The organism is Paraburkholderia sp. RL17-347-BIC-D, from assembly GCF_046027915.1.
Lineage (GTDB): Bacteria > Pseudomonadota > Gammaproteobacteria > Burkholderiales > Burkholderiaceae > Paraburkholderia.
In genome coordinates this window covers 1-21,773 of the sequence record NZ_JARESS010000056.1, presented here as the reverse complement: position 1 = coordinate 21,773, position 21,773 = coordinate 1, and the positions used below count along the sequence as shown (strand labels likewise).

20 protein-coding genes are annotated in these 21,773 nt (G+C 60.8%); 11 read left to right on the top strand and 9 right to left on the bottom strand.

The genetic code is table 11. The annotated features are described in order from the left end of the window. Positions 1-68: 68 nt before the first annotated feature. From P0D96_RS40235 to P0D96_RS40225, 3 genes are all read right to left on the bottom strand, one after another. On the bottom strand, positions 69-1,433 hold the full coding sequence (locus P0D96_RS40235) for an MFS transporter (protein ID WP_408319353.1): 1,365 nt from the start codon (positions 1,431-1,433) through the stop codon (positions 69-71). Positions 1,434-1,595: 162 nt separating this feature from the next. Further along, on the bottom strand, positions 1,596-2,411 hold the full coding sequence (locus tag P0D96_RS40230) for an IclR family transcriptional regulator (RefSeq protein ID WP_408319351.1): 816 nt from the start codon (positions 2,409-2,411) through the stop codon (positions 1,596-1,598). A 392-nt stretch (positions 2,412-2,803) separates the two neighbouring features. Continuing rightward, on the bottom strand, positions 2,804-3,721 hold the full coding sequence (locus tag P0D96_RS40225) for a helix-turn-helix transcriptional regulator (protein ID WP_408319349.1): 918 nt from the start codon (positions 3,719-3,721) through the stop codon (positions 2,804-2,806). A gap of 193 nt (positions 3,722-3,914) precedes the next feature. On the opposite strand from P0D96_RS40225, the gene P0D96_RS40220 reads away from it, so the two are divergent. The 10 genes from P0D96_RS40220 to P0D96_RS40175 all read left to right on the top strand — a co-directional run bounded on the left by P0D96_RS40220 (position 3,915) and on the right by P0D96_RS40175 (position 14,129). After that, on the top strand, positions 3,915-5,066 hold the full coding sequence (locus P0D96_RS40220) for an ABC transporter substrate-binding protein (RefSeq protein ID WP_408319347.1): 1,152 nt from the start codon (positions 3,915-3,917) through the stop codon (positions 5,064-5,066). Next, on the top strand, positions 5,063-6,619 hold the full coding sequence (locus P0D96_RS40215) for a sugar ABC transporter ATP-binding protein (RefSeq protein ID WP_408319345.1): 1,557 nt from the start codon (positions 5,063-5,065) through the stop codon (positions 6,617-6,619). Before P0D96_RS40220 ends, P0D96_RS40215 begins: the two co-directional genes overlap by 4 nt. A gap of 1 nt (position 6,620) precedes the next feature. Further along, the gene (locus P0D96_RS40210; protein ID WP_408319343.1) at positions 6,621-7,595 is read left to right on the top strand and encodes an ABC transporter permease; all 975 of its coding nucleotides are present in this window, start codon (positions 6,621-6,623) and stop codon (positions 7,593-7,595) included. After that, positions 7,592-8,563, top strand: coding sequence for an ABC transporter permease (locus P0D96_RS40205; protein WP_408319341.1), 972 nt, complete (start codon positions 7,592-7,594; stop codon positions 8,561-8,563). The genes P0D96_RS40210 and P0D96_RS40205 overlap by 4 nt, the downstream gene beginning before the upstream one ends. A gap of 103 nt (positions 8,564-8,666) precedes the next feature. After that, positions 8,667-9,737 (top strand): 2,3-butanediol dehydrogenase, encoded by a 1,071-nt coding sequence (locus P0D96_RS40200; protein WP_408290775.1) that lies wholly within the window; start codon positions 8,667-8,669, stop codon positions 9,735-9,737. 33 nt (positions 9,738-9,770) lie between these two features. Beyond that, complete coding sequence (locus tag P0D96_RS40195) at positions 9,771-10,676, top strand: NAD(P)-dependent oxidoreductase (RefSeq protein WP_408319340.1); 906 nt, start codon at positions 9,771-9,773, stop codon at positions 10,674-10,676. Positions 10,677-10,715: 39 nt separating this feature from the next. Then, complete coding sequence (locus P0D96_RS40190; protein WP_408319338.1) at positions 10,716-11,000, top strand: YciI family protein; 285 nt, start codon at positions 10,716-10,718, stop codon at positions 10,998-11,000. Positions 11,001-11,026: 26 nt separating this feature from the next. Then, entirely contained in the window at positions 11,027-11,890 is an 864-nt protein-coding gene (locus tag P0D96_RS40185; RefSeq protein ID WP_408319337.1) for an intradiol ring-cleavage dioxygenase, read from the top strand. After that, positions 11,887-12,966 (top strand): maleylacetate reductase, encoded by a 1,080-nt coding sequence (locus P0D96_RS40180; protein ID WP_408319335.1) that lies wholly within the window; start codon positions 11,887-11,889, stop codon positions 12,964-12,966. Before P0D96_RS40185 ends, P0D96_RS40180 begins: the two co-directional genes overlap by 4 nt. Positions 12,967-13,061: 95 nt before the next feature. Further along, entirely contained in the window at positions 13,062-14,129 is a 1,068-nt protein-coding gene (locus P0D96_RS40175) for an SDR family oxidoreductase (protein ID WP_408319333.1), read from the top strand. Positions 14,130-14,508: 379 nt separating this feature from the next. On the opposite strand, the gene P0D96_RS40170 is transcribed toward P0D96_RS40175, so the two are convergent. From P0D96_RS40170 to P0D96_RS40155, 4 genes are read right to left on the bottom strand one after another with little or no spacing between them, the layout of a single operon-like run. Beyond that, positions 14,509-15,864, bottom strand: coding sequence for an MFS transporter (locus P0D96_RS40170; RefSeq protein ID WP_408319331.1), 1,356 nt, complete (start codon positions 15,862-15,864; stop codon positions 14,509-14,511). 43 nt (positions 15,865-15,907) lie between these two features. Beyond that, positions 15,908-16,744 (bottom strand): amidohydrolase family protein, encoded by an 837-nt coding sequence (locus tag P0D96_RS40165; RefSeq protein ID WP_408319329.1) that lies wholly within the window; start codon positions 16,742-16,744, stop codon positions 15,908-15,910. Between the two features lie 35 nt (positions 16,745-16,779). Then, positions 16,780-17,481: an RraA family protein gene (locus P0D96_RS40160; protein ID WP_408319327.1), complete on the bottom strand. Its 702-nt coding sequence runs from the start codon at positions 17,479-17,481 to the stop codon at positions 16,780-16,782. Next, entirely contained in the window at positions 17,478-18,470 is a 993-nt protein-coding gene (locus P0D96_RS40155) for a hydroxyacid dehydrogenase (protein WP_408319325.1), read from the bottom strand. The genes P0D96_RS40160 and P0D96_RS40155 overlap by 4 nt, the downstream gene beginning before the upstream one ends. A gap of 130 nt (positions 18,471-18,600) precedes the next feature. Here P0D96_RS40155 and P0D96_RS40150 point away from each other — a divergent pair, with 130 nt between their 5' ends. Beyond that, positions 18,601-19,515, top strand: a complete 915-nt coding sequence (locus P0D96_RS40150; RefSeq protein ID WP_408319323.1) for a LysR family transcriptional regulator — start codon at positions 18,601-18,603, stop codon at positions 19,513-19,515. Between the two features lie 525 nt (positions 19,516-20,040). On the opposite strand, the gene P0D96_RS40145 is transcribed toward P0D96_RS40150, so the two are convergent. Then, positions 20,041-20,349 (bottom strand): HU family DNA-binding protein, encoded by a 309-nt coding sequence (locus tag P0D96_RS40145; protein ID WP_408319403.1) that lies wholly within the window; start codon positions 20,347-20,349, stop codon positions 20,041-20,043. Positions 20,350-20,747: 398 nt separating this feature from the next. Continuing rightward, positions 20,748-21,773, bottom strand: a 1,026-nt coding sequence (gene ltrA / locus P0D96_RS40140; protein ID WP_408319321.1) for a group II intron reverse transcriptase/maturase, incomplete at its 5' end; no start/stop codon positions are given.

Genomic DNA, 21,773 nt, shown 5'->3' with positions numbered 1-21,773 from the left:
TCCGTCTGCTTTTCAGTGCGCCGAGGCTATGCCCTCCGCCCCGCAGGGCGAATGCACTCCCCGAAGGATCAGTAAGTCGCCTGCCCGGAGACAGACTCACGTTCGCCAGCAATTTCGGCTGCTGAGTCGAGGCGGTTCATGTCGATACCGGCGGTCTCGGGTCCGATGGCGATCATGCAGAACGACAGGATATTGAGTGCTCCAACCAGTGCGATCAGCGCCCACGGAGAGCCATTGCCCAGGTGCAGCAACCACGCGGCGACCACCGGAATTGGGCCGCCCGCGAACAGGCTCGCACCGGTGAAGGCGAGCGCCGAACCGGAATACCGGACATTGGTCGGGAACACCTCGGCGAAAGCAACAGGCTGAATTCCGGTCTGGACCTGCGTGAATGCCATGAAAAGACCCATTGCTATCGCCATCGGTACGAAGCTCCGTGTGGCGAGCACCTGAAAATAGAACAGCATGATCACGAACGTCGCGGCTGACGCAAGCAGCAACGCGCGCTTGCGACCAATCCGGTCACTCAGCAAGCCGCCACCAATCGAACCCGCGATAGCACATGCATTGGCGATCATCAACAACATGAAACCGGTCTGCTTCGGCACGCCGAGCGTGTTCGTCAGGTAGCTCAAAGTGAACACGACGGCGAGGTAAAAAAGTGCGGTCGGCCCACAGAAGAACAGCATCATGCGAATGATTGTCTTGTAATGCAGACGGAATGCATCCCGTAACGGGCTTCCGACCTTGGCGACGGCGGACTGCTGCAGCTTGACGAACGCCGGTGTCTCGGCAACGCGCAGCCGGATGTAAATGCCGACCAGCACCAGGACAAAGCTCAGCACGAAAGGAATGCGCCAGCCGTAGCTTATGAAAGCACCCGCACTCATCGTCGATGAGAGCAGCAGAAGCGCCGCGTTGGCGACTATCTGGCTCAGCGGGGCGCACATGCCTATCAGGCCCGAGTATTTGCCTCGCCGGTCTGCTGGTGCATGTTCAAGCGCCATGAGCTGACCGCCAGTTGATTCGCCGCCCAGCGCGAAGCCTTGGATGATGCGGAGAATCACAAGCAACAGAGGGGCATAGACACCAATCTGCGCATACGTCGGCAGAAGCCCCATCAGCACCGAAGTAATCCCCATTACGGATACCGTACCGAGCATCAGGTTACGACGCCCAACCTTGTCGCCAAAGTATCCGCAGATGATCGCACCGAGTGGGCGCGCGGCCAATCCGACACTGAAAGTTGCCAGCGACGCGAGCATGGCGGAATTCGAATCCATCGCAGGAAAGAACAGTTTGGGCAGCACGGTGGCTGCGACTGATCCATAGAGCGTGAAATCGAACCATTCAAGCGCCGTACCGAGCGTAGCGGCGCTCACCGCCCGGTTGGCCATGGAATGCGAGGTACTCTCATCCGTAACGTGGGTCATGCGTGTCTCCTGCTGTTTAAAAGAGGCTGCCTTGCCTTTTTGTCAATCCGACATCATTGCTTCGTAATACTAATTATTAATTCAAAGTGAAGGCGAATTTCAATTCGCCTTCTACCATGTCAAGTCGTGAATGAACTACGCCCTCGCAGTAGACGACCCGGCCTAACGCTCAGCACCTGCCGCGCGGCAGGCGCCTCGCAGCGCCTGCTTAAGCATGGGCGACACGCCGCTTGCATCGGACAATTCCGTAGCGGTCGACATGAGCGCCGGAACGAGTTCTTTCATTCGCTCTTCTGTCAGGCGCGACATCGGCCCCGCGATGATCAAGATTGCGTGCACTTCCCCCCCAGCCGTACGCACAGGCGTTGCCATAGAACTCATGGCTGGCAGAAACATGTCTTGCGTAGTCGCGTAACCATTCTTGCGCGCACGCTCAATCATTGGCAGCAGAGCTTTGAATGTTGTCGGTGCACGCGGACCAAAGTCAGATGGCATGCCAAAGCCCTGTTTCGAAACAAGCCTTAACGCATCTTCTTCGCTCTTGCCAGCTAACCAGATCATGCCCGCAGCGCTGCATGAAAGGGTCACCGCGCGGCCCATCTCGGGGTCATAGCGAATGCCTTGCCGTGCACCTTGCGCTTTGGCAACGTAAATCAGTTGCTCTCCATCGACGATCGCCAGCCGGATCAATTCACCCGATGTCGTGGCAAGCCGCTCCAAAATGGGCTGCGCGACGTCCACCACACCGCCGGCGCTAAGAAACCGTAGACCCAGCGAGGGCATTTTCATGGTGAGGGAAAATTCGCCGCGCCGTTCGTCTTTTCGCACATAACCTTGCTCCACGAGATCGGCGAGCAGCCGATGAGTCGCGCTAACCGGCAGGTCGAGCGTGCTGGAAAGTTCTGAAAGCGTTTTGCCCTCTGGCGCATTGGCGAGCTCTTCCAGTACACGGAGGATGCGTTCGGCTACGGCGCTCATTGCTTGTCACCTGAATCCACGGATTCGCTACGGTGCGTCCCAATGACGCTCCCATTCGACACAGGCGCCATCATAGTGGAAAGTCTTTCCAAAAAGCAAATGCTTTTCAAAATTACGTCGTGTGGCTCCCTTCTTGTCTGCTGATTGGCGCGCTGACCGTTTCGGGGTCTGGATGCCAATGCGAACGTCCGATCTCAATTCGAGTTCGGTCAAACGAAGTGTGTTCGCGCCAGGTATGAATCTGCTTATAGATCATCGGCGGACGACCACGGGTGCTCAGGGGTGCTGCGCTGAACGAAGCGCGTTCACCAGCCAGTTCGTTAGCGCGAATCGCGCAGACCGCGTTGCTCCTTCCGGGCGGACAACGCGCTTCCGGTATTAGCCGGCCCTTATCAGCCTTTCCTTCCTGCAGACGTTCGCGGCTTGCGGAAGGTCTCCAGCACAGCCACCGCCTCAAACGGCCTCGTTGCCGTAAGCGAACTTTTCATGAGGGCTTCGATACGCTGTGCAGTATCCGTCGACGGCGCGGGTGTGTAGACCATGATGCGCATTCCTGGCGCATCGGGCACTTCGAGCGAAAGTGCGTCCAGTTCAAGCACTCCCGCGACCGGATGCTCAATCACCTTGCGCCAGTCGCTGCGCTTGAGCACTTCATGCTCGGCCCACCAACGACAAAAGTCCGCATCGGTATCCGTCAATTCTTCGACCAGATCGCGAAGGAACACTTCCCCCGAAGGGCGAAGGATGTAGTCGCCCCGAAACTGCGCCAGCACGCACTTCGCGTACGCATCCCACCCCCGGAACAATGAGCGCGCGCCTTCGTGCTGAAACGTGAACCAGAGCAGATTGCAGCGGCCGGCCGGCATCTTGCGAAAGTCGGTGAATACCTTGACCGCCGCCTCGTTCCACGTCACGTAGTTCCAGTTTCCGTCGACGACATACGCCGGCATGTTGCCCAGCTGATCGAGCATCCGACGAATAGTGTCGGTCACGTTTTGCGCGATCGGGTAAGGGCCCGGTGGCGTGTAGTGATTGGCGAGTTCGAACAGATGGGTGCGCTCGTGCTGGGAAAGATTCAACGCGTTCGCAAGGCTTTCGATAGTTTTGAAAGAAACGTTGACCTCGCGGCCCTGCTCGAGCCACGCGTACCAGGTCACGCTAATCCCCGCCCGTTCGGCGACTTCTTCGCGCCGCAGTCCTGGCGTCTTCCTGCGGTTGCCTGCCGGGAAGTCGATGTCTTCCGGGCGAAGGCGGGCTCGCCGCGTCCGTAAAAAATCAGCCAGTTCATTCAACCGCTGCTGCTTTTCCATCGCGCCCCTCCTGTCACTTCCCTGTTACTGCCATTACTAGTAATGGCAATTGCTAGATGCCCCAGTGTATCCGTGCCAAAGTTCAGTCGTCGGCTGGACGTCCGTTGATCCGAATCCGCAGCGCCTGATTATAGATCGCGCTCCGAAGGAAGGTGTCGGTCCGACAACAACCAGAATACTCATGGAGACATACATGCGCCGCTTGATCGTCTTACGTGCGAGTGTTTTCACCGTAGCAGCAGCACTTCTTCTTCCCTTGAATAGTGCCCATGCAGACTACAGCGGTGCACCCAGAACGTTCCTGTTCAACCCCGCTGTGCAGATTCCCTTTTCCGACACCGCGAAGTTCAAAAAGAAGGCACCGTATGTCATCGGTTTTGCGAACGCCGGGCTTGGAGACAGTTGGCGTGTCGTGATGCAGCAGTCGTTGATGAAGGCCGCATCGGAGCATGCGGACGTCATCAAACAGCTGATCATCACGAACGGCAACATGGACGACGCGAAGCAGGCTGCCGACATCCAGGATCTGGTTTCCCGAGGCGTCGATCTGCTGATCGTGAGTGCGAATACACAGAAAGCACTCGACCCTGTTGTCACGCGTGCCATGAAGCAAGGCATTCCTGTCGTGATGGTCGATCGCCGCATTTCATCGGACAACTTCGTGTCGTTCGTGACGGGTTCCGATGCCATGATGGGCCGTGTGTGGGCGCAATGGATCGTCGAGAAGCTGCACGGCAAAGGTAACGTGATCATGCTCGCGGGCCAGGCAGGCTCCAGCGTCAGCGCGGATCGCGAAGCCGCAGCGCATCAGGTCTTCTCGCAGTATCCGGGCATCAAGGTGCTGGATACTGTCTATTCGGACTGGAGCCCGGTGAAAGCCAAGCAACAGATGCAGGCAATGATCGCCAAATACGGGCATACGATTAACGCGGTGTGGTGCGCGCACGGTTTGCCGGTTGCGGGTTCGATCGATGCATTCGTTGCGGCTGGCTTCAAGGCGGGCGAGATTCCGCCGCACACCACGGCAGACCTCAACGGCCCACTGCAACTCGCGCTCAAATACAGGATTCCGATGCTCGAAATCGGCTACCCGCCGGCCATGGGCCGTACCGCACTCGACGTTGCATTGAAGGTCCTGGATGGCCAGCCTCTGCCGAAAATTTACGAGATCAGTCCACAGATCGCACTGACGCGTGGCGATGAAACGGCCTCGGTCCCGCATCCGGATCAGTACATCGACCAGATCGTCGATGCGAAGGGACCGCCGGACGAAATAATCGACGGCGGCATGGGGCCGGGCTACAACCCGTCGACGTTCAAGGTCAAGCTGCCGGGGGAAAAATGAGCGATCCCTCGCCGAAGGTTGCAGGCGACGCGGCTCCACGGTCTCCTGACAGGATCGAGGTCGTCAGCGTGACGAAACAGTTCCCCGGCGTGAAGAGTCTCGACGCCGTGACGTTCGGCGTGCGCGGCGGAGAAATCCACGCGCTGGTTGGTGAAAACGGCGCGGGCAAGTCGACGCTGATGAAAGTGATGGCTGGCGCGTATACGCCTGACGAAGGCGAGATCCGTTTCGAAGGCGAGCCGGTGCAGTGGAAATCGGCAGCGGACGCCAAGGCGCGCGGCATTCACGTCATCTATCAGGAACTCGTGTTGTTTCCGCAATCGACGGTGGCCGAAAACATTTTTGCCGGGGCCGAGCCGCGCACATCGCTTGGCACAATCGATCATCGACGCATGAACCGTCAGGCGCAAACCTTGCTCAATGAACTCGGCGTGCGCCTGGATCCTCGCGACCGGTTGAGGAATCTCTCGGTCGCGGATCAGCAAATGGTTGAAATCGCGAAGGCCATGGCAGGTGAAACGCGCGTACTCGTACTGGACGAACCGACTGCCGTGATCGCGGGTAAGGAAGTGCAGTTACTGTTCGAGCGGCTGCGCGTGCTGCGCGCGAGAGGCGTTGCGATCATTTACATCTCGCACCGCCTGGAAGAAATTTTCGCGCTCTGCGATCGCGTCACGGTGATGAAAGACGGCCGCAAGATCGCGACGCAGGACGTGAGCGCGACGACCCGCGACGCTCTGGTCAGGATGATGGTGGGCCGCGAGATGAAGGAGATCTATCCGCCTAAAGTGGCGCTCGCGCATGACGCGCCCATATTGCTTGCAGTCGATAGCTTGCAGGTCCAAGACCGCGTGTTCGACGCGTCGCTCACCGTGCGTGCGGGTGAAATTGTCGGCCTTGCCGGGATGGTTGGCTCCGGGCGCACCGAACTCGCGTCGGGCATTTTTGGCGCAATGCGCATTGTGCGCGGCACCGTCGACGTGCGCGGCACCCGGCGCACACGCATGACACCGGGCGCAGCGATTCGCCTGGGTCTCGGCTTCGTCACCGAGGATCGAAAATCGCAAGGCTTGCTGATGTACCTGAATGTCGCCCAGAACGTCACGGCGACAACGCTCGACAGGATCTCACGTTTCGGTCTGTTGCGCTCGCGTGCCGAGCGCGAGGCCGGCGCGGCTTCTATCCGGGAATACGGCATTGCCGGCGCACGTCCTGCGGGCAGCGTCGCAACACTCTCAGGCGGCAATCAGCAGAAGGTGCTGATCAGTCGATGGGTTCGTGTGAGCAAGAGCGTGCTGATTCTCGACGAGCCGACGCGTGGTGTCGATGTGGGCGCGAAAGCCGAGATCTATCGTGTAATGCGACAACTGACGCAGCGAGGCCTCGGAATCCTGATGATCAGTTCGGAATTGCAGGAGGTGATCGGCATGTCTGACCGCGTGTTCGTGATGCGCGAAGGCCGGATCAACGGCGAGGTGACGGGCGGCCAGATGACCGAGCACGACATCATGCGGCTTGCCACCGTTTCACAGCCGCAAGCCCAAGGAGCCTAGCATGCTTTCGTCAACCAATAGCGGCACAAGCCTGCTGAAACATCATGTGATGCCGAACGGTGCAGCGTATGTCGTAGCCGGCCTGCTGCTGGTTCTGCTGCTGGCCGGCGCTTATGTGAGCGACCGGTTCGCGACGGTGTCGAACCTGCTGAATGTGCATCAACAGGCGACGGGGCTTGCACTGGTGGCGCTTGGCCAGACCCTTGCGATTCTCACAGGCGGTATCGACCTGTCCGTGGGCTCGCTGATCAGCGTGACGGCGACGCTTACGTCCGGTCTCTCCGACAACCCGTACGGCGGCTGGATCACGGCCATCGTGCTGGTTCTTGCCTTGTCGCTCGTTGTTGGCCTCGTGAACGGATTCCTCGTTCTCTGGCTACGCGTGCATCCGCTAATCGTTACACTCGGCATGGGAGCAGTACTGCAGGGCGCTATTCTCTACTACTCGAGCGGCCCCGCAGGCAATGTGCCTGACGGATTTGATTCGCTCGCGTATGGCCGTTATGCCGGCGTGCCCGTCGCCGCGACGATCGTCGTGCTGCTGTACTTCGCCGTCTCGTACTTCATGCGCCACTTCAGGCTGGGCCACTACGTGTATATGGTCGGCGACGACGAATACGCGGCAACGCTGTCGGGCCTTCCGCGAGCGCGCGTGATCCTGTTCGTCTATGTGTTCTCCGCACTCTGCGCAGGCTTGACGGGTATCTATCTCGCTGCGCAATTCGGCTCGGGCCAGCCGTACCTCGGCGCGAACTACACGCTCGCTTCGATCACGCCGGTGGTGGTGGGCGGCACGGTTCTCAGCGGCGGACGCGGCGGCGTGATCGGCACATTGATCGGCGTTTATCTGCTCAGCCTGCTGAACAACCTGATCAACTTTGCGGGCATTCCTTCACACTATCAGTTGATCGTCCAGGGCGCAGCAATCATTGTCGCGGTATCCGTCAATCTGCAACGCAAACGGGTGGCAGCATGAATTCGATCGCTTCCCGACGCCGCCCGTCTTTCGTCCGGTTCCTGTCGATCGATATTGCGCGACGCTACGGCATTTTCCTGTTCTTCATCCTGCTTGTTGTCGTTTCAGGTGCACTGTCGCCGACTTTCCTGCGCAGTGACAACGTCGTCAACATGCTGGTGCAGTTCGCGCCACTCGGCATTGTCGTGATCGGCCAGGTGTTCGTGATTCTGGTGGGTGGACTCGATCTGTCAGTTGCTTCCGTCATGGCGACTGCCGCCGTGATCGCGACCGCATTCGACGGAACCGATGCATCGACACCCGCGATATTCGGCGCGACGTTTGTCATGTGCGTATGCGCTGGACTGTTGAACGGCCTGCTCGTCACGAAGCGGCAGGTGTCGCCCTTTCTCGCTACCTTTGCGACCGCGATCGTGTTGCAGGGCATGCGCTTCGCCTATACGCAGGGCGCGCCGTCGGGTAATGTGCCGCCGCTCTTTCATGAAATGGGGACAGGTGCGATAGGCGGCATGCCCGTCAGCGTATTGATGCTGGTCGCGTGTGCCGTTGTGTTCGGCGTGCTCTTGCATCTGTCGACGTTCGGAAGACGCGTCTATATGGTCGGCGGCAATCCGGAAGCGGCGCGGCTCGTGGGTGTCAGTCCGGACGCTGTGCGCATCGTTTGCTACGTCATCAGCGCATTGCTCGCAGGGCTTGCCGGACTTGCGCTGTCGGGTTACGTCGGCATCGTCGACAACTGGGTCGGACGCGGCTTCGAACTCGATTCGATCGTGGCAGCCGTGATGGGCGGCCTCGCGCTCTCGGGTGGACGCGGCTCCTTGCCCGGTGGCCTGGCCGGCGCGGCGATCCTCGTCATCGTCTTCAACATCGTCCTGCTGGTTGGCATGCCCGTGCAGGCACAGATCATCGTCAAGGGCGTAATCATCATCGGTGCGTCGGCGTGTTATGTCGTCCGGCGGCGGCGTTAGCGCAGTGGCTTCATATCACACCGCATACAGCGCTTTCGACGCAACCAGGAACATCGGAGAACGACGCCCGTGTAGGGACGTCAACGCAAACAGGAGCAGACACATGAGAGCAGTCCGTTTTCACTGCGCACACGACATCCGCGTCGAGAACGTGCCCGACCCGAGCGGGATGGGCGCGAACCAGATGATCGTCAAGCCCATGTGGTGCGGCATATGCGGTACCGACCTGCACGAGTATCAGGCCGGTCCGATTGTCGTGCCCACCGAACCGCATGCACTCACGGGCGCGAAGGCGCCGCAGGTGCTCGGACATGAATTCAGCGCTGAAGTGATCGAAGTCGGCAAAGACGTGAAGAACGTCCAACCCGGCGACCGTATCTCGGTGATGCCGCTGGCGTCGTGTGGTCAGTGCTACTACTGCGCACGTGGCTTGCGTCACCTGTGCACGAAGATGGGTTGCGTGGGCCTGAGCTGGGACGGCGGCGGTATGGCCGAATACACGGTGCTGAACGACTATCACGCGAACAAACTGCCCGACACGGTCAGCGACAAGCAAGGCGCGCTGATCGAGCCGGCTGCGGTCGCACTTTATGCCGTCGATCGCGGCGGCGTGACGGTGGGGTCGACTGTTCTCATTACCGGCGCGGGGCCTATCGGCGTACTCGCCGCGTTGGCCTGCCACGCAGCCGGCGCTTCGAAAATCTTCGTCAGCGATCCTAACCCGGCACGCGCTGCAAAGATGGCTGGCTTCGGCGTCGCGACCGATATCTTCGATCCCTCCGACGGTGAGCTGCCACAAAAGATCCGCGACCTGACTGAAGGCGTCGGCGTGGACGTCGCGATCGAATGCGCGGGCAACCAGCATGCGCTCAATGCCTGTGTCGACGCCGTGCGTTCGGCCGGCGCCGTCGTACAGGCGGGACTGCACGTGGGTACGGCGAGCGTCGATCCGATGAAGTGGTCGCTCAAGGATATTCGCATCGAAGGAACATGGTGTTATCCGGTCACGATCTGGCCGCGCATCATCGGCATGATCGCGAACGGCAAGTTCCCGGTCGAAAAGCTGATTCACGATCTGATTGACGCGGACGATGTGGTTGCAAAGGGCTTTGACGTACTGAGCGACAAAGGCAGCGACAAGATGAAGATCCTTATCAATCCGCAATCGCGCTAAGGCGCCGATGTGATAACGCAGCTGGAGAATGGCATGACTGGAACAGGCACGCAGAACAGAACCACGATTGGCTGGATCGGCCTTGGCAAGATGGGCTCGCCCATTGTCGGCAATCTGCTCAAGGCGGGCTTCGACGTCGTGGTGTACGACGTCGACTCGCGCCGTGCGGAAGAGCTCGCGCAACGGGGCGCGCGGCTCTCGAAAGACATCGCTGGCGTCGCGGCATCAGCGCAACTGATCTTCTCGATCATTCCCGACGACTCAGTTTTGCAAAAGGTCGCGCTCGGCCCGCAAGGGGTGATTGCACATGCACGAGATGACGCGGTGTACATCGACATGAGCACCGTGTCGCCAACCGTTTCGGAGACCGTGCGGGATGCGGCGCGCGCACGCGCGATCGATTTCATCGCTGCGCCCGTTTCGGGCAGCACCGTACTCGCTGAGAAGGCGCAACTGACGGTTTTTGCATCGGGTCCGAAGCCCGCATTTGAGCACGCGCTGCCAGTTTTCCAGGCGCTTTCGGCACGCCAGTACTACGTCGGCGCGGACCAGCAGGCGCGCTATCTGAAGCTCGCGATCAATCATCTGGTTGGGTCGACGGCTGTGCTGCTTGCGGAAGCGTTGACGCTCGGCAGAAAAGGCGGTCTCGACTGGACGGAGATGCTGACCGTGATCGGTGACAGCGTCGCTGCGTCGCCATTGATCAAATACAAGCTTGAGCCATTGAAGCAACGCGACTTCTCACCCGCGTTTTCCTCCACGCAAATGCTGAAGGACATGACGCTCGTGGTCGACGCCGGTGATGCGGCCGGTGTGCCGATGGCCGCCGCGTCGCTCGTACGTGAGCAGTTCGCGCAATACGTGAACGGCGATGGCGCGGAACTCGATTTCTTTTCGATCGTGCGGGCGGTCGAATCGGCAGCAGGTATTGCTGGTTGAACGTCTACGCCGATCATTTACTTACTCTCAGGAGCTGCAATGCATTTCACAGTCTATTGCCTCGATCACGACAATATGGTCGAACGCCGCCTCGCTCATTACGATGCACACAAAGCCTATCTGGCAACGGCGCCGATCAGGATGGTCATGTCCGGTCCGTTGCTGGCCGGCGACCAGGAAACCATGATTGGCAGTTTCTTCCTGTACGAAGCCGACGATATCGCCGACGTGATGCGCTTTAACAGCAACGACCCCTTCAACGAAGCCGGCATCTGGCGCACCGTCGATATCCGACCTTTCCTCAAGCGGGTAGATAATCGCTAGACCAACCGGAGAGGGACATCACGGCCATGCGCAATCTCGACGAAAATACCATCACCGAAGCAGTGCTGGCACGGCATGAGCATGCGGCCGACGAACGCCTGAAAACCATTGTGACGAGCCTCGTTCAGCATCTGCATGCGTTTGCGCGCGAAGTGAACCTGACGGAAAGCGAATGGGAGCAAGGCATCCGCTTTTTGACTGAGGTCGGCCACATCACCGACGACAACCGCCAGGAATTCATTCTGCTGTCGGACACCCTCGGGTTGTCGATGCTCGTTACGGCAATGGCCAACCGCAAGCCCGCAGGCTGCACAGAAGCGACGGTGTTCGGGCCGTTTTTCGTCGAGGGTGCGCCCGTCTATCAGAACGGCGACGATGTAGCGAACGGCGCGCGCGGCGAACCGTGCTTCGTATCCGGCTCGGCCAAGGGACCCGATGGCGAACCCGTAGCCGGCGCCCGTATCGAAGTGTGGCAGGCCGATTCGGACGGCTTCTATGACGTGCAGCTGGCAGGCGGAGAGGCGCATCGGGCGAGAGGCATGTTGCATAGTCTCGCGGACGGGCGTTACCACTTTCGCTCGATCGTGGCCGAGCCATACCCGATTCCGCACGACGGCCCTGTCGGCAGGATGTTGGAGGCACTTGGGCGTCATCCCTGGAGGCCGGCGCATCTGCATTTCATGATTACCGCACCGGGATACGAGCGTCTCGTCACGCATGTTTTCCGCGAGGGCGACAGGTATCTCGATTCGGATGCCGTATTCGGCGTGCGCTCGTCGCTTGTCGCGCAATGGATACGACATGCCGACGGCCAGGCGCCGGATGGAACGCGAATGAGCGTTCCGTTCAGCACGCTTGAATTCGATTTCGTCCTGAGCCGCTCAACATGACACCCTTTACTTACACCAGCCGGCCCGGCCGGATCGTTTTCGGCTCGGGATCGCTCGAAAGGCTCGGCGAGGAACTCGACGAACTGGGCATCCGGCGAGCACTCGTGCTGTCGACGCCGGAACAGCGCTTCCTTGCCGACCGCGTTCGCAAGTTGGGCAGCGAGCGTTGTGTGGACGTGTTCGACGGTGCCGTCATGCATGTTCCAGTCGAAGTCGCGCAAGCAGGTGTCGACGCAGCGCGTGCAGTCGAAGCGGATGGATTGATTGCTGCGGGTGGAGGCTCCACGCTCGGACTCGCCAAGGCGATCGCACTCGAAACGTCGCTGCCCATCGTCGCCATCCCGACCACTTACGCGGGGTCCGAAGTCACGCCGATCTATGGCATGACCTCGGGCAATGAAAAGAAAACCGGCAAGAGCTATCGCGTACTGCCGCGCACCGTGATTTACGACGCGAGCCTCACGTTGACATTGCCTGCGGGTCTCTCAGCAACAAGCGGGCTGAACGCCATTGCGCATGCTGCCGAGGGTCTGTACGCGCAGGATGTGAATCCGGTGATGTCGTTATTCGCGGAGGAAGGTATTCGCAATCTGGCGCTCGCGCTGCCGGCGGTGTGCGCGCGCCCCGATGACGTAGCGGCACGCGAAACCGCGCAGTACGGTGCGTGGCTGTGTGGAACCGTGCTGGGCAATGTCGGTATGGCGTTGCATCACAAGCTTTGTCACACACTGGGCGGTACATTCAACCTGCCGCACGCGGAAACACACGCGGTAGTTCTACCGTATGCAATGGCGTTCAATCTGCCGGCAGCGACTCAGGCTGCTGAGCGGCTCTGCCGTGCGTTAGACACCCGTGATCCGGTGACATCTCTGCATGAACTCGGACGGCGGCTTGGAGCGCCCTCGTCGCTAGCGGCGCTCGGTCTGAGCGAAACTGATCTCGATCACGCGGCCGAAGTCGCCATGCGTTCACCGTATTTCAATCCGAGGCCACTGTCCTGCGGCGCGCTTCGCCGCTTGCTGCAAATCGCTTTCGACGGCGCACCGCCGAATCTGCATTCATTCGACGATGTCTAACGAATTTCGCTGGAGACGCGTTCCATCCACGGGGAACGATCGGTCGCAGAACCCTCCCTGTGTCAACAGGCATTCACTTTTTGAATTTCTCACTCATGGAAAATCGGGCACTTATCATTGGGGCAAGCGGCATTGTCGGCAGCAATCTGGCCGATCGTCTGCTTTCAGCTGGCTGGAGCGTTTCGGGGCTCTCGCGGGGCCGCACTGCGGTGTCGCCTGCGATCGAATCGATCACCGCCGATCTGACCTCACCTGAATCCGTCAGTCACGCGTTAGCCGGTAGAGCCTTCAGTCACCTGTTCTTCACGGCATGGGCCCGCCAGGCCACGGAGAAGGAGAACATCCGCGTCAACGGCGGCATGGTGCGTCACGTTCTGGACGCGATTGGACCGACGGGCGCCGTGTCGCACGCCGCGCTCGTCACCGGCCTGAAGCACTATCTCGGTCCTTTCGAGGCATACGCGACGGGCGCAGTGCCGATTACACCGTTTCGGGAAGAACAGGGCCGCCAGCCGGTCGACAATTTTTATTACGAACAGGAAGACCGCCTGTTCGAAGCGGCGCAACGATACGGCTTTAGCTGGAGCGTGCATCGTCCGCATACGATCATCGGTTTTGCTGTCGGCAACGCGATGAACATGGGGGTGACGCTCGCCGTCTACGCGACGCTTTGCAAGCAGGAGGGCAAGCCATTCCTGTTTCCCGGTTCCGCCGCCCAGTGGGACAGTCTCACCGACATGACGGATGCCCGGTTGCTCGCGCGACATCTGGAATGGGCCGCGACTTCCGCGAATGCCCGTAACCAGGATTTCAACGTGGTCAACGGCGATGTGTTTCGCTGGAAATGGATGTGGTCGCGCATTGCGGATTACTTCGGCATTGAAGCGATTCCATTCGATGGCGTGGTGCGTCCGCTCGAGAGCCGGATGCAGGACGCGCAACAGCAATGGTCCGGGATTGCGGCGCGGTTCGGTCTGATCGAAGCGGACATCGGCAAGCTGGTGTCGTGGTGGCATACCGATGCCGATCTCGGACGCCCGATGGAAGTGCTCACCGACATGACGAAGAGCCGCAAGGCGGGCTTTCTTGACTATCAGAGCACGCCAGACGCATTCTTTGCGTTGTTTGACCGGCTGAAGGCAGAGCGGATCATTCCTGCATGATGCAACCCGAAACAAGTTCACTCGAGGCGCTCGACACCGACGCCTAGGATTGAACAACAAGGGCGCGGGGCGTATGGCGGCCAACCCTGCGCCTCTACCAAACTGAGCGAAAGCTCGTCATGCGATCTTCGTCAGGGTTCGCCAGCGACCTTGCTTCGCAAGTTTGGGGCTTCGCGTGCTGACAGTTCAGTCGGCGATGACGAACCGCTGTAGGGGGCACTCGGGCGCTCGCCGGTCGCATCGCTTTCATGTGCCCCTGACCCCAGGATTCTCGGCACTCTCATAACGCTTTCGTCCTGCGACCCATAATGGGGATACTCGTGAAGTCGTACATGTCAAAGGCTCCAATTTTATTAGAGTTCGTCAGGTCTCTCAGTCGCTAGCGCGAGCCAGGGTGATATCGGCGCGACACCGTGCCCAGCATGACCGCGACACCTGCGGTCAACACCAGCGAGAACGCCAGACTCATGAGCCCCGCAGTGAACGACCCAGTGATTTCCTTGATGAAACCGACCATCGCGGGACCCACGAAGCCGGCAAAATTCGCGATTGCGTTAATGAACGCGATACCGCCAGCCGCGGCCGCGCCGGACAGGAAAGTCGGCGGGATCGCCCACAACGCGGTTCTTGCTGCATTGACGCCGATCATCGCAATGGTTATGCCGACGAGCGCCACGCTGACCGACCCAGAAAAAGTTGAGACGCCGAAGCCGAGCGCGGCGACGACAGCGGCAGCGATCAGGCTCGCCACGTAATTGCCGCGGCGGTCCATCCAGCGCGCCCAGACCACCATGCATAGTCCCGCGAACAAGTAGGGGATCGTGGAGAGTAGCCCCGTATGAAAGAGACCGAGCCCATCGCGGCGAATGATCTGAGGCAACCACATGCCCACCCCGGTGATACCCACGGATAATCCGAACAGCGCAGCGGTCAGCAGCAGCACACGGGGATCGCGCACGGCGGCGCGAAAGCTGCGCTCATTTCCGGATTTCACCTCAGCCGCCAGCTGCGCGCACAAAGCGCTGCGTTGGCCCTCGCTAAGCCAGCGCGCCTCCTGTGGTGAATCGGAGAGCAGGAACCACGCGCACACACCAAGTAGTGAAGCCGGAAGCCCTTGCGCAATGAATAGCCATTGCCACCCTGAAAGCCCAAGAAACGTGTGAATGCCAAGCAAAGCCCCGGAAAGAGGCCCGCCAATGACAGCTGACAAGGGAATGCCCAACGTGAACCAAGCGAGCACACGCGCCCGGTATGCGCGCGGAAACCATGACGTCAGGTAAAAGGCCACACCCGGAAAGAAGCCCGCTTCCGCCACACCGAGCACGAGTCGCAATCCATAGAACGAATGGGGGCCGACAACAAAAGCGGTCGCTGCAGAGAGCAACCCCCACGTTACCATAATGCGCGACAGCCAGCGGCGCGCGCCGAATCGATGTAGTGCGAGATTGCTCGGCACCTCGCACAGCGCGTAGCTCACGAAAAACAAACCCGCTCCCCAGCCGAACTCGAGCGATGTCAGCCCGAGTTCGCGGTTCATCGTGAGCGCGGCGAAACCGACGTTGGTGCGATCGAGATAGCTGCAGATATAGCCGAGCAACAATACCGGCAGCAAGCGAAACGATGCTTTACGCACCGCCTTGCTACACTGGTCGGCGTCTTCCACCGCTTGCGCTGCGGCGATCGACACGGCCCGCGCCGCATCCTGCGCGAACGCAGTGGATGAATCGGATTTCATACAGTCTCCTGTTTAGGCGTTTCGTTGCTCTTTTATCTGCAATCTAAAAGCGATATAGCCGCGCGGGGTTGTCAACCAGTATCGAATTGCGCGTTGCCGCATCGGGCGCCCAATCCAGCAAGTAATCCAGTTGCCCGGCGTCGTCGGGAATTGCTTTGGCCGCTGGATGAGGCCAGTCGCTGCCCCATACGAGGCGATCGGGGCGATGCTCAACAAGCGCCTTGCCGAATTCGACGACGTTTCCGACACTTGCCTGCGTGTCGAGATAAGTCCCGCTCAGCTTCACCCAGAAGGCGTCACCATCGAGCAGTTCGCGCAACAGGCGAAACGCCGGTTGCACGGTTCCTTCGTTAAAAGGCATGCGTGCCATGTGGTCGAGTACGACATCGCATGGCAAGCCCGCTAGCGTCGGCGCGATATCGGCCAGGCTCAGCCCACTGACGTGAAATTCAGCATGCCAGCCACGTTCGGCGAGAGCGGGCGCGAGCAACGTTGCGTCGGTCAGCGCATTCGCACCGGCGCGGGCCAGGTTGAACCGGAGCCCCACCATGCCGCCTCGATCCAGTTTTTCCAGGCTCGACAGGGTAAGAGAACGGTCAGCTACGCCAATTCCTCTCGCTTCGCCATTCGATGCAGCGATTGCATCGAGCACGCTGGCGTTGTCGACGCCATACGTCGACGGAAGGACGAACACGTTGCGAGTCGTACCTAGCCGTCGCTGCAGCTTGCGATAGTCCGCTAGCGACGCGTCCGGCGGCAGCAATACGGCATCGTCCGCGACCGCGTAGCGATCTGAATACACATGCATGTGGCAGTCGCAGGCAAGTGGCGGCACATTGAGACGTGGCGCACCCGTGCCCGCGGAAAAGGGCACTGGCATGTCGGGCGCCGCATTGACGGCCGGGACGCGCGAGGTCAAACCGGGCAACCCTTCTTGCGCAGCAGCGCGTTGAAGCGCTCCGGATCGGCGGTGCCGGCCCGGTTGGTCGCGCGAATACCGGCTTCCTTGTCGGCATGCGCGAGCACCAGTGGCAACAGCGCGTCGAGTTGATCGACCGGCACGGCAATCACGCCGTCCGCGTCGCCCAGCACCAGATCGCCGGGATTCACCACCATGCCGGCGCACGCGATCGTCACATTCACCTCCCCCGGCCCTTCCTTGCTCGGCCCGCGAAACGTATGGCCGCGAGCGTAGACCGGAATCTCGCCCTCGGCCCATTCGGCGAGATCGCGAACCGCGCCGTCGATCACGAAACCGCCGATCTTCCTGGTCAGCGCCGACGTCCGCATCAATCCGCCGATCAACGCCTGGGTCAGATCGCCAGCGCCGTCGACGACGATGACATCGCCTGGTTGCGCGAGCTCGATTGCCTTGTGAATCATCATATTGTCACCAGGACGCACGCGCACCGTGATCGCCGGGCCGCACATCGTCAGCGACAGAGAGTTGTGGTACGCGACCAGCCCCGTAGCGCCCACGCTGCGGCCCATGCAGTCGCCTGCATGCGCGACCGGCACCGTGCGGAACGCGTCGACCTGCGCAGCAGTGGGCACGGAAGTGCGTTGGCCGACGAAAAATCCTGCGGGCCAGCCGGCCCGATTCTGAATGACGCTCATGCGATAACCTTTCTGTCAGAGAGAAGAATCTGCGGATTGACGCAGCTTGCCGTATCGACTTCATCGCCACGCAGATAACGCACGCTGGTAGCCACCGCCGAAGTCGCGACGGCGTCGAGTGCATCCGGCGTCGAACCGCCGACATGTGGCGTTAGGACAATATTGGGAAGCGCGAGGAGCGGATCTTCCCGTCCGAGCGGTTCATGCGCGAAGGTGTCGAGTCCGGCCGCCGCCAGCTTCCCGCTTTGCAACGCCGCCACCAGCGCAGCCTCGTCGATCAGTTCACCACGTGCCGTGTTGATCACAATTGCGCGATCCGGCAGCGCGGCAATGGCATGCGCATCGATCATCCCGCGCGTGTGGGCGTTCACCGGACAGTGAAGGCTCAGCACATCCGCACGTGCATACAGATCCTGCAGCGAGCGCTCCACAGTCACATGCGCCTCCACGCTGCCCTCGCTCAACGCGGGATCGAACACATGCACGCGCATGCCGAGTGCGTGCGCGATTGTCGCGACATGCCGTCCAATCTGGCCGTAACCCACCAGGCCCAGCGTGCGGCCATGCAATTGCACGCCGTCGCCGGTGCGCGTCCAGCGGCCGGCGCGCAGCTCGCTGTCATAGAAATTGATTTTGCGGGCTGCCGCAAGCATCAGTCCGATTGTCAGTTCGGCCACCGAAAACGTGTTGGTGCCGGGTGTCGTAAAGACGGGGATGCCGGCTTGAGTGGCTGCATCGACATCGATATTGGTCACGCCCACGCCGTGCTTGCAGATCACCTTGAGCGTCGGACACGCCCCGATGCCAGCGGCGGACAATTCGACCGTGCGCGAGATCACGGCGTCGATGGGCTGCGTGGTCAGGATGCGCTCGACCTCCGCGGAATCCTGCGCGTCGGCGATATAGACGACCTCACATTGCGCCTCGGCCAATGCGCGCTGGCCGGCAGCGGCAAGCAGCGGAGCGGTGACGAGAATCCGGTAAGACATCAATGTCTCCTTGAATGTTTGGACACATTGTTGACGGATGGACTCATAATGTCTATTTTCAATTTTTCATCTTTACATTCCTGCCAGTTATGATTCGAGCTGGGATTTTGTGGCTAAGGGAGATCACGCAATGGCGATGAACCTGCAGGTGCGCGACCTTCTTTACTTCGTCAAAGTTGCCGAACTAGGGCATCTTGGGCGTGCTTCACACGCCTTGCACATCACGCAGCCGGCCCTGTCGAAATGTATTGACCGTCTTGAAGAGACCTACGGTGCCGATCTGTTCGAGCGCAGCGGCCGCGGCATCCGGCTCACGGACGCAGGGCACCTGCTCTACACGCGCTCGCTGCTGGTGGAACGTACGCTCGACGAGACGTACCGGCAGATTTCATCGCTGGGCAAGGGGCTGGCAGGCTTGATCAGGGCGGGCGCGGCGGCGACCGTCGCCGAATTCATCATGCCGGAGGCCTGCCGGGCGTTGCAGCAGGAGGCGCCCGATGTGGTGATCGATTTGCAGATCGGCATGAACGATGTACTGCACGAGTCGTTGCGCAGTCGCCTGCTCGATGTGGTAATCGGCCCGCTCGGCACTCGCGATGAAGAACTGGTGGGAATTCCGATTACGGAGGACCACGTGGTGGTCGCGGTCAGCGCGACGCATCCGCTCGCCGGCCAGCACGCGCCACTTGAAGATATGTGCGAATACGGCTGGGTATTGCCGGCGCGCTCGGTTGCGACACGGCAATGGCTCGAACGGGTGTTCGCGGCGCGTGGCTTGCCGCCGCCTCGCGCGGCCATAATGACGAGTTCGATCAATGCCGTGCCCCGCCTCATTGCGGAAACCGGCCTGCTCAGTTTCATCTCGCGGCGCAACCTGAACGACCGGCGCTTCGCGCCTAGACTCGTCGAGGTCTTCAACGCCGACACCACCATGACGCGCGAATTCGGCGTCGTCCATCGGACCGATGCGTATCTGTCACCGGCGACACAGCGCTTCATTCAGATTGTCCAGGCCCAAAGCAAACCTCCGCGCGACGCCGCTTGAGCGAGTGAATTTGATTCCCACCAGAATCAATTCGACAAGTCAGGATTGGTGTTGGAGATCGTTAATTTTGCTGGCGGTGTCCGTTGAAGCGCTAATGCTGTCCCTTAATTCTGCTAGCGCGGCTTTTCCACCGGTCGTAACCATCCGCCTCGGATAGAAAGGATCTTGTCGACTGTCAGCGCGCCAGAACGGAAGGACGTCGGGTGTCGTCGGCGTCAGCAGAGTCCGTCATGAATCACTGCACGATGCGCGTCCGGTAGCGCAGTAACGCGCCGATCGTTGGGCACGAGATTTCGCGCCCGGTCCGCGATCGTTTCTTTTCCATACGGCTATCTATATAGATGTGCAGCGAATCGCGGGGGCCGCAGTATGTCGCGGCATCTCGCACTGATCCTACCAGGCCGGCTGGCCGGGGTCCAGGCCCTGCCCGATCACGCCGCGCCGTCGCTGCCGCCAGTACCTGCAGCGGCTACTGCTGGCAGCCGCGCCATCGGCAGACATCCGGCCGACGGTCTGCGTCGGGTCTCAGGCGCCGTTCACGGCATCCTTGAACGCCTTGCCCGCCGTGAACTTCACTGTCTTCGCAGCCGCGATCTGGATTTCGGCGCCGGTCGCCGGATTGCGGCCGACGCGCGCGGCGCGCGCCCCCGTCGAAAATGATCCAAAGCCGATCAGCTGCACGGTGTCACCTTTCGTGACGGCCGCGGTGACCGTGCCGATAAACGCATCGATCGCCTCGCCGGCGGCCGCCTTGCTTGCGCCGGTCTTCGCGGCGACTGCATCCACCAACTCCTGCTTGTTCATCGTTGTGCCCCGGTCGTGGTTGGTGACGATCTCGTCACCCTACCCGATCGGCGCGCCTTCGCGCAATCCGCACGCAGGATCGTACGTGGCGCGATCGCGCCCGACGTTGGCACCGTCTGTCGATGCGATGGCCAGCGGTCTGCCCCGACAGGAATTTGCCCCGTGCAGCGTTCCGGACTCCACTACCTCAACGTTATGGCTCGGCGCGCCAATTAAGTCAGCGCCGGCGTCTGCGCACCTGCGCCCCAATCCGGCGCCGGTCGGCATCGGTTACCGCGCGCCGTGGCGCCGGTTCGATGGCGTCTGGCCACATCCTTATTTGGAGAAAGGGACGGTTGTCCAATCGGCATAGGGGACGGCCAGAAGGCCGTACCCCTGCCACACCACCCGGCATGCGGGTCCGCACCGGGCGGTTCGGGAAGTTGAAGTTATGAGAGTCGTGGCACGCCCAGCCGATCGAAGTACGCGATGGTCAGCACGCTGTTGAGCAATTGGTCGCTGTTGCGCCACCAGCGGCGACTGTTCGCCGCGACGTGTCGCGCAACGTCAGCCGATGCCCCCAGCGCACGCAGTGCCCGGTAGATGGTAGTGCCACGGCGCCAGTGTTTAAGCTGAATGGCACGCAACCGGTGACGCAGCCACTTGTCCAATGCTAACCAGACGCGCGGCGTTTGCGCCAGCCGGAAGTACGCCTTCCAGCCCTGCACGTAGGACCGTAACCGTTCCACCACATCCTTCATGCTGCGTCCACCAGACCGACGCGTCAGTTCACGGATGCGGCGTTTGAACGCCAGCAGCGGTTTAGCCGCCACCTTGCGCTTCACCACACCGCCCGGAGCCACCCACAAGCTGTAGCCCAGAAACTTGCGACCAAACACACTTGCCACCGCGCTTTTAGTCTCGTTGACCTTCAGCCGCAGTCGACCATACAGACGTCGTAGCAGCGCCATCACCCGCTCACCCGCCCGGCGACTACGAACATAAACATTCGCGTCGTCGGCGTAACGCGCAAAGCAATGGCCCCGCCGCTCCAGTTCCTTGTCCACCTCATCGAGCAGCACGTTGGCCAGCAGCGGGGATAGTGGCCCGCCCTGCGGCGTGCCCTGATCCCGCTGCTGGACCACCCCGCCATCCATGATGCCGCTGTTCAGATACGCCCGGACCAGCCGGATTACGCCGGCATCGTCTATGCGTTTCTGCAGACGATCGATCAGGATGTCGTGGTTGACCCGGTCGAAGAACTTCTCCAGGTCCACGTCTACCACGATCCGACGCCCTGACTGCACGTACGACTGCGCGGCAAGCACCGCGTCGTGCGCACGCCGCCCGGGCCGGAAGCCGTAGCTATGCTCGCTGAAGGTCGGGTCCAGAACCGGCTGCAGTACCTGCAGTAACGCCTGCTGGATCAGCCGGTCCGTCACCGTCGGGACGGTCAGCGCGAACTGCACACGTGG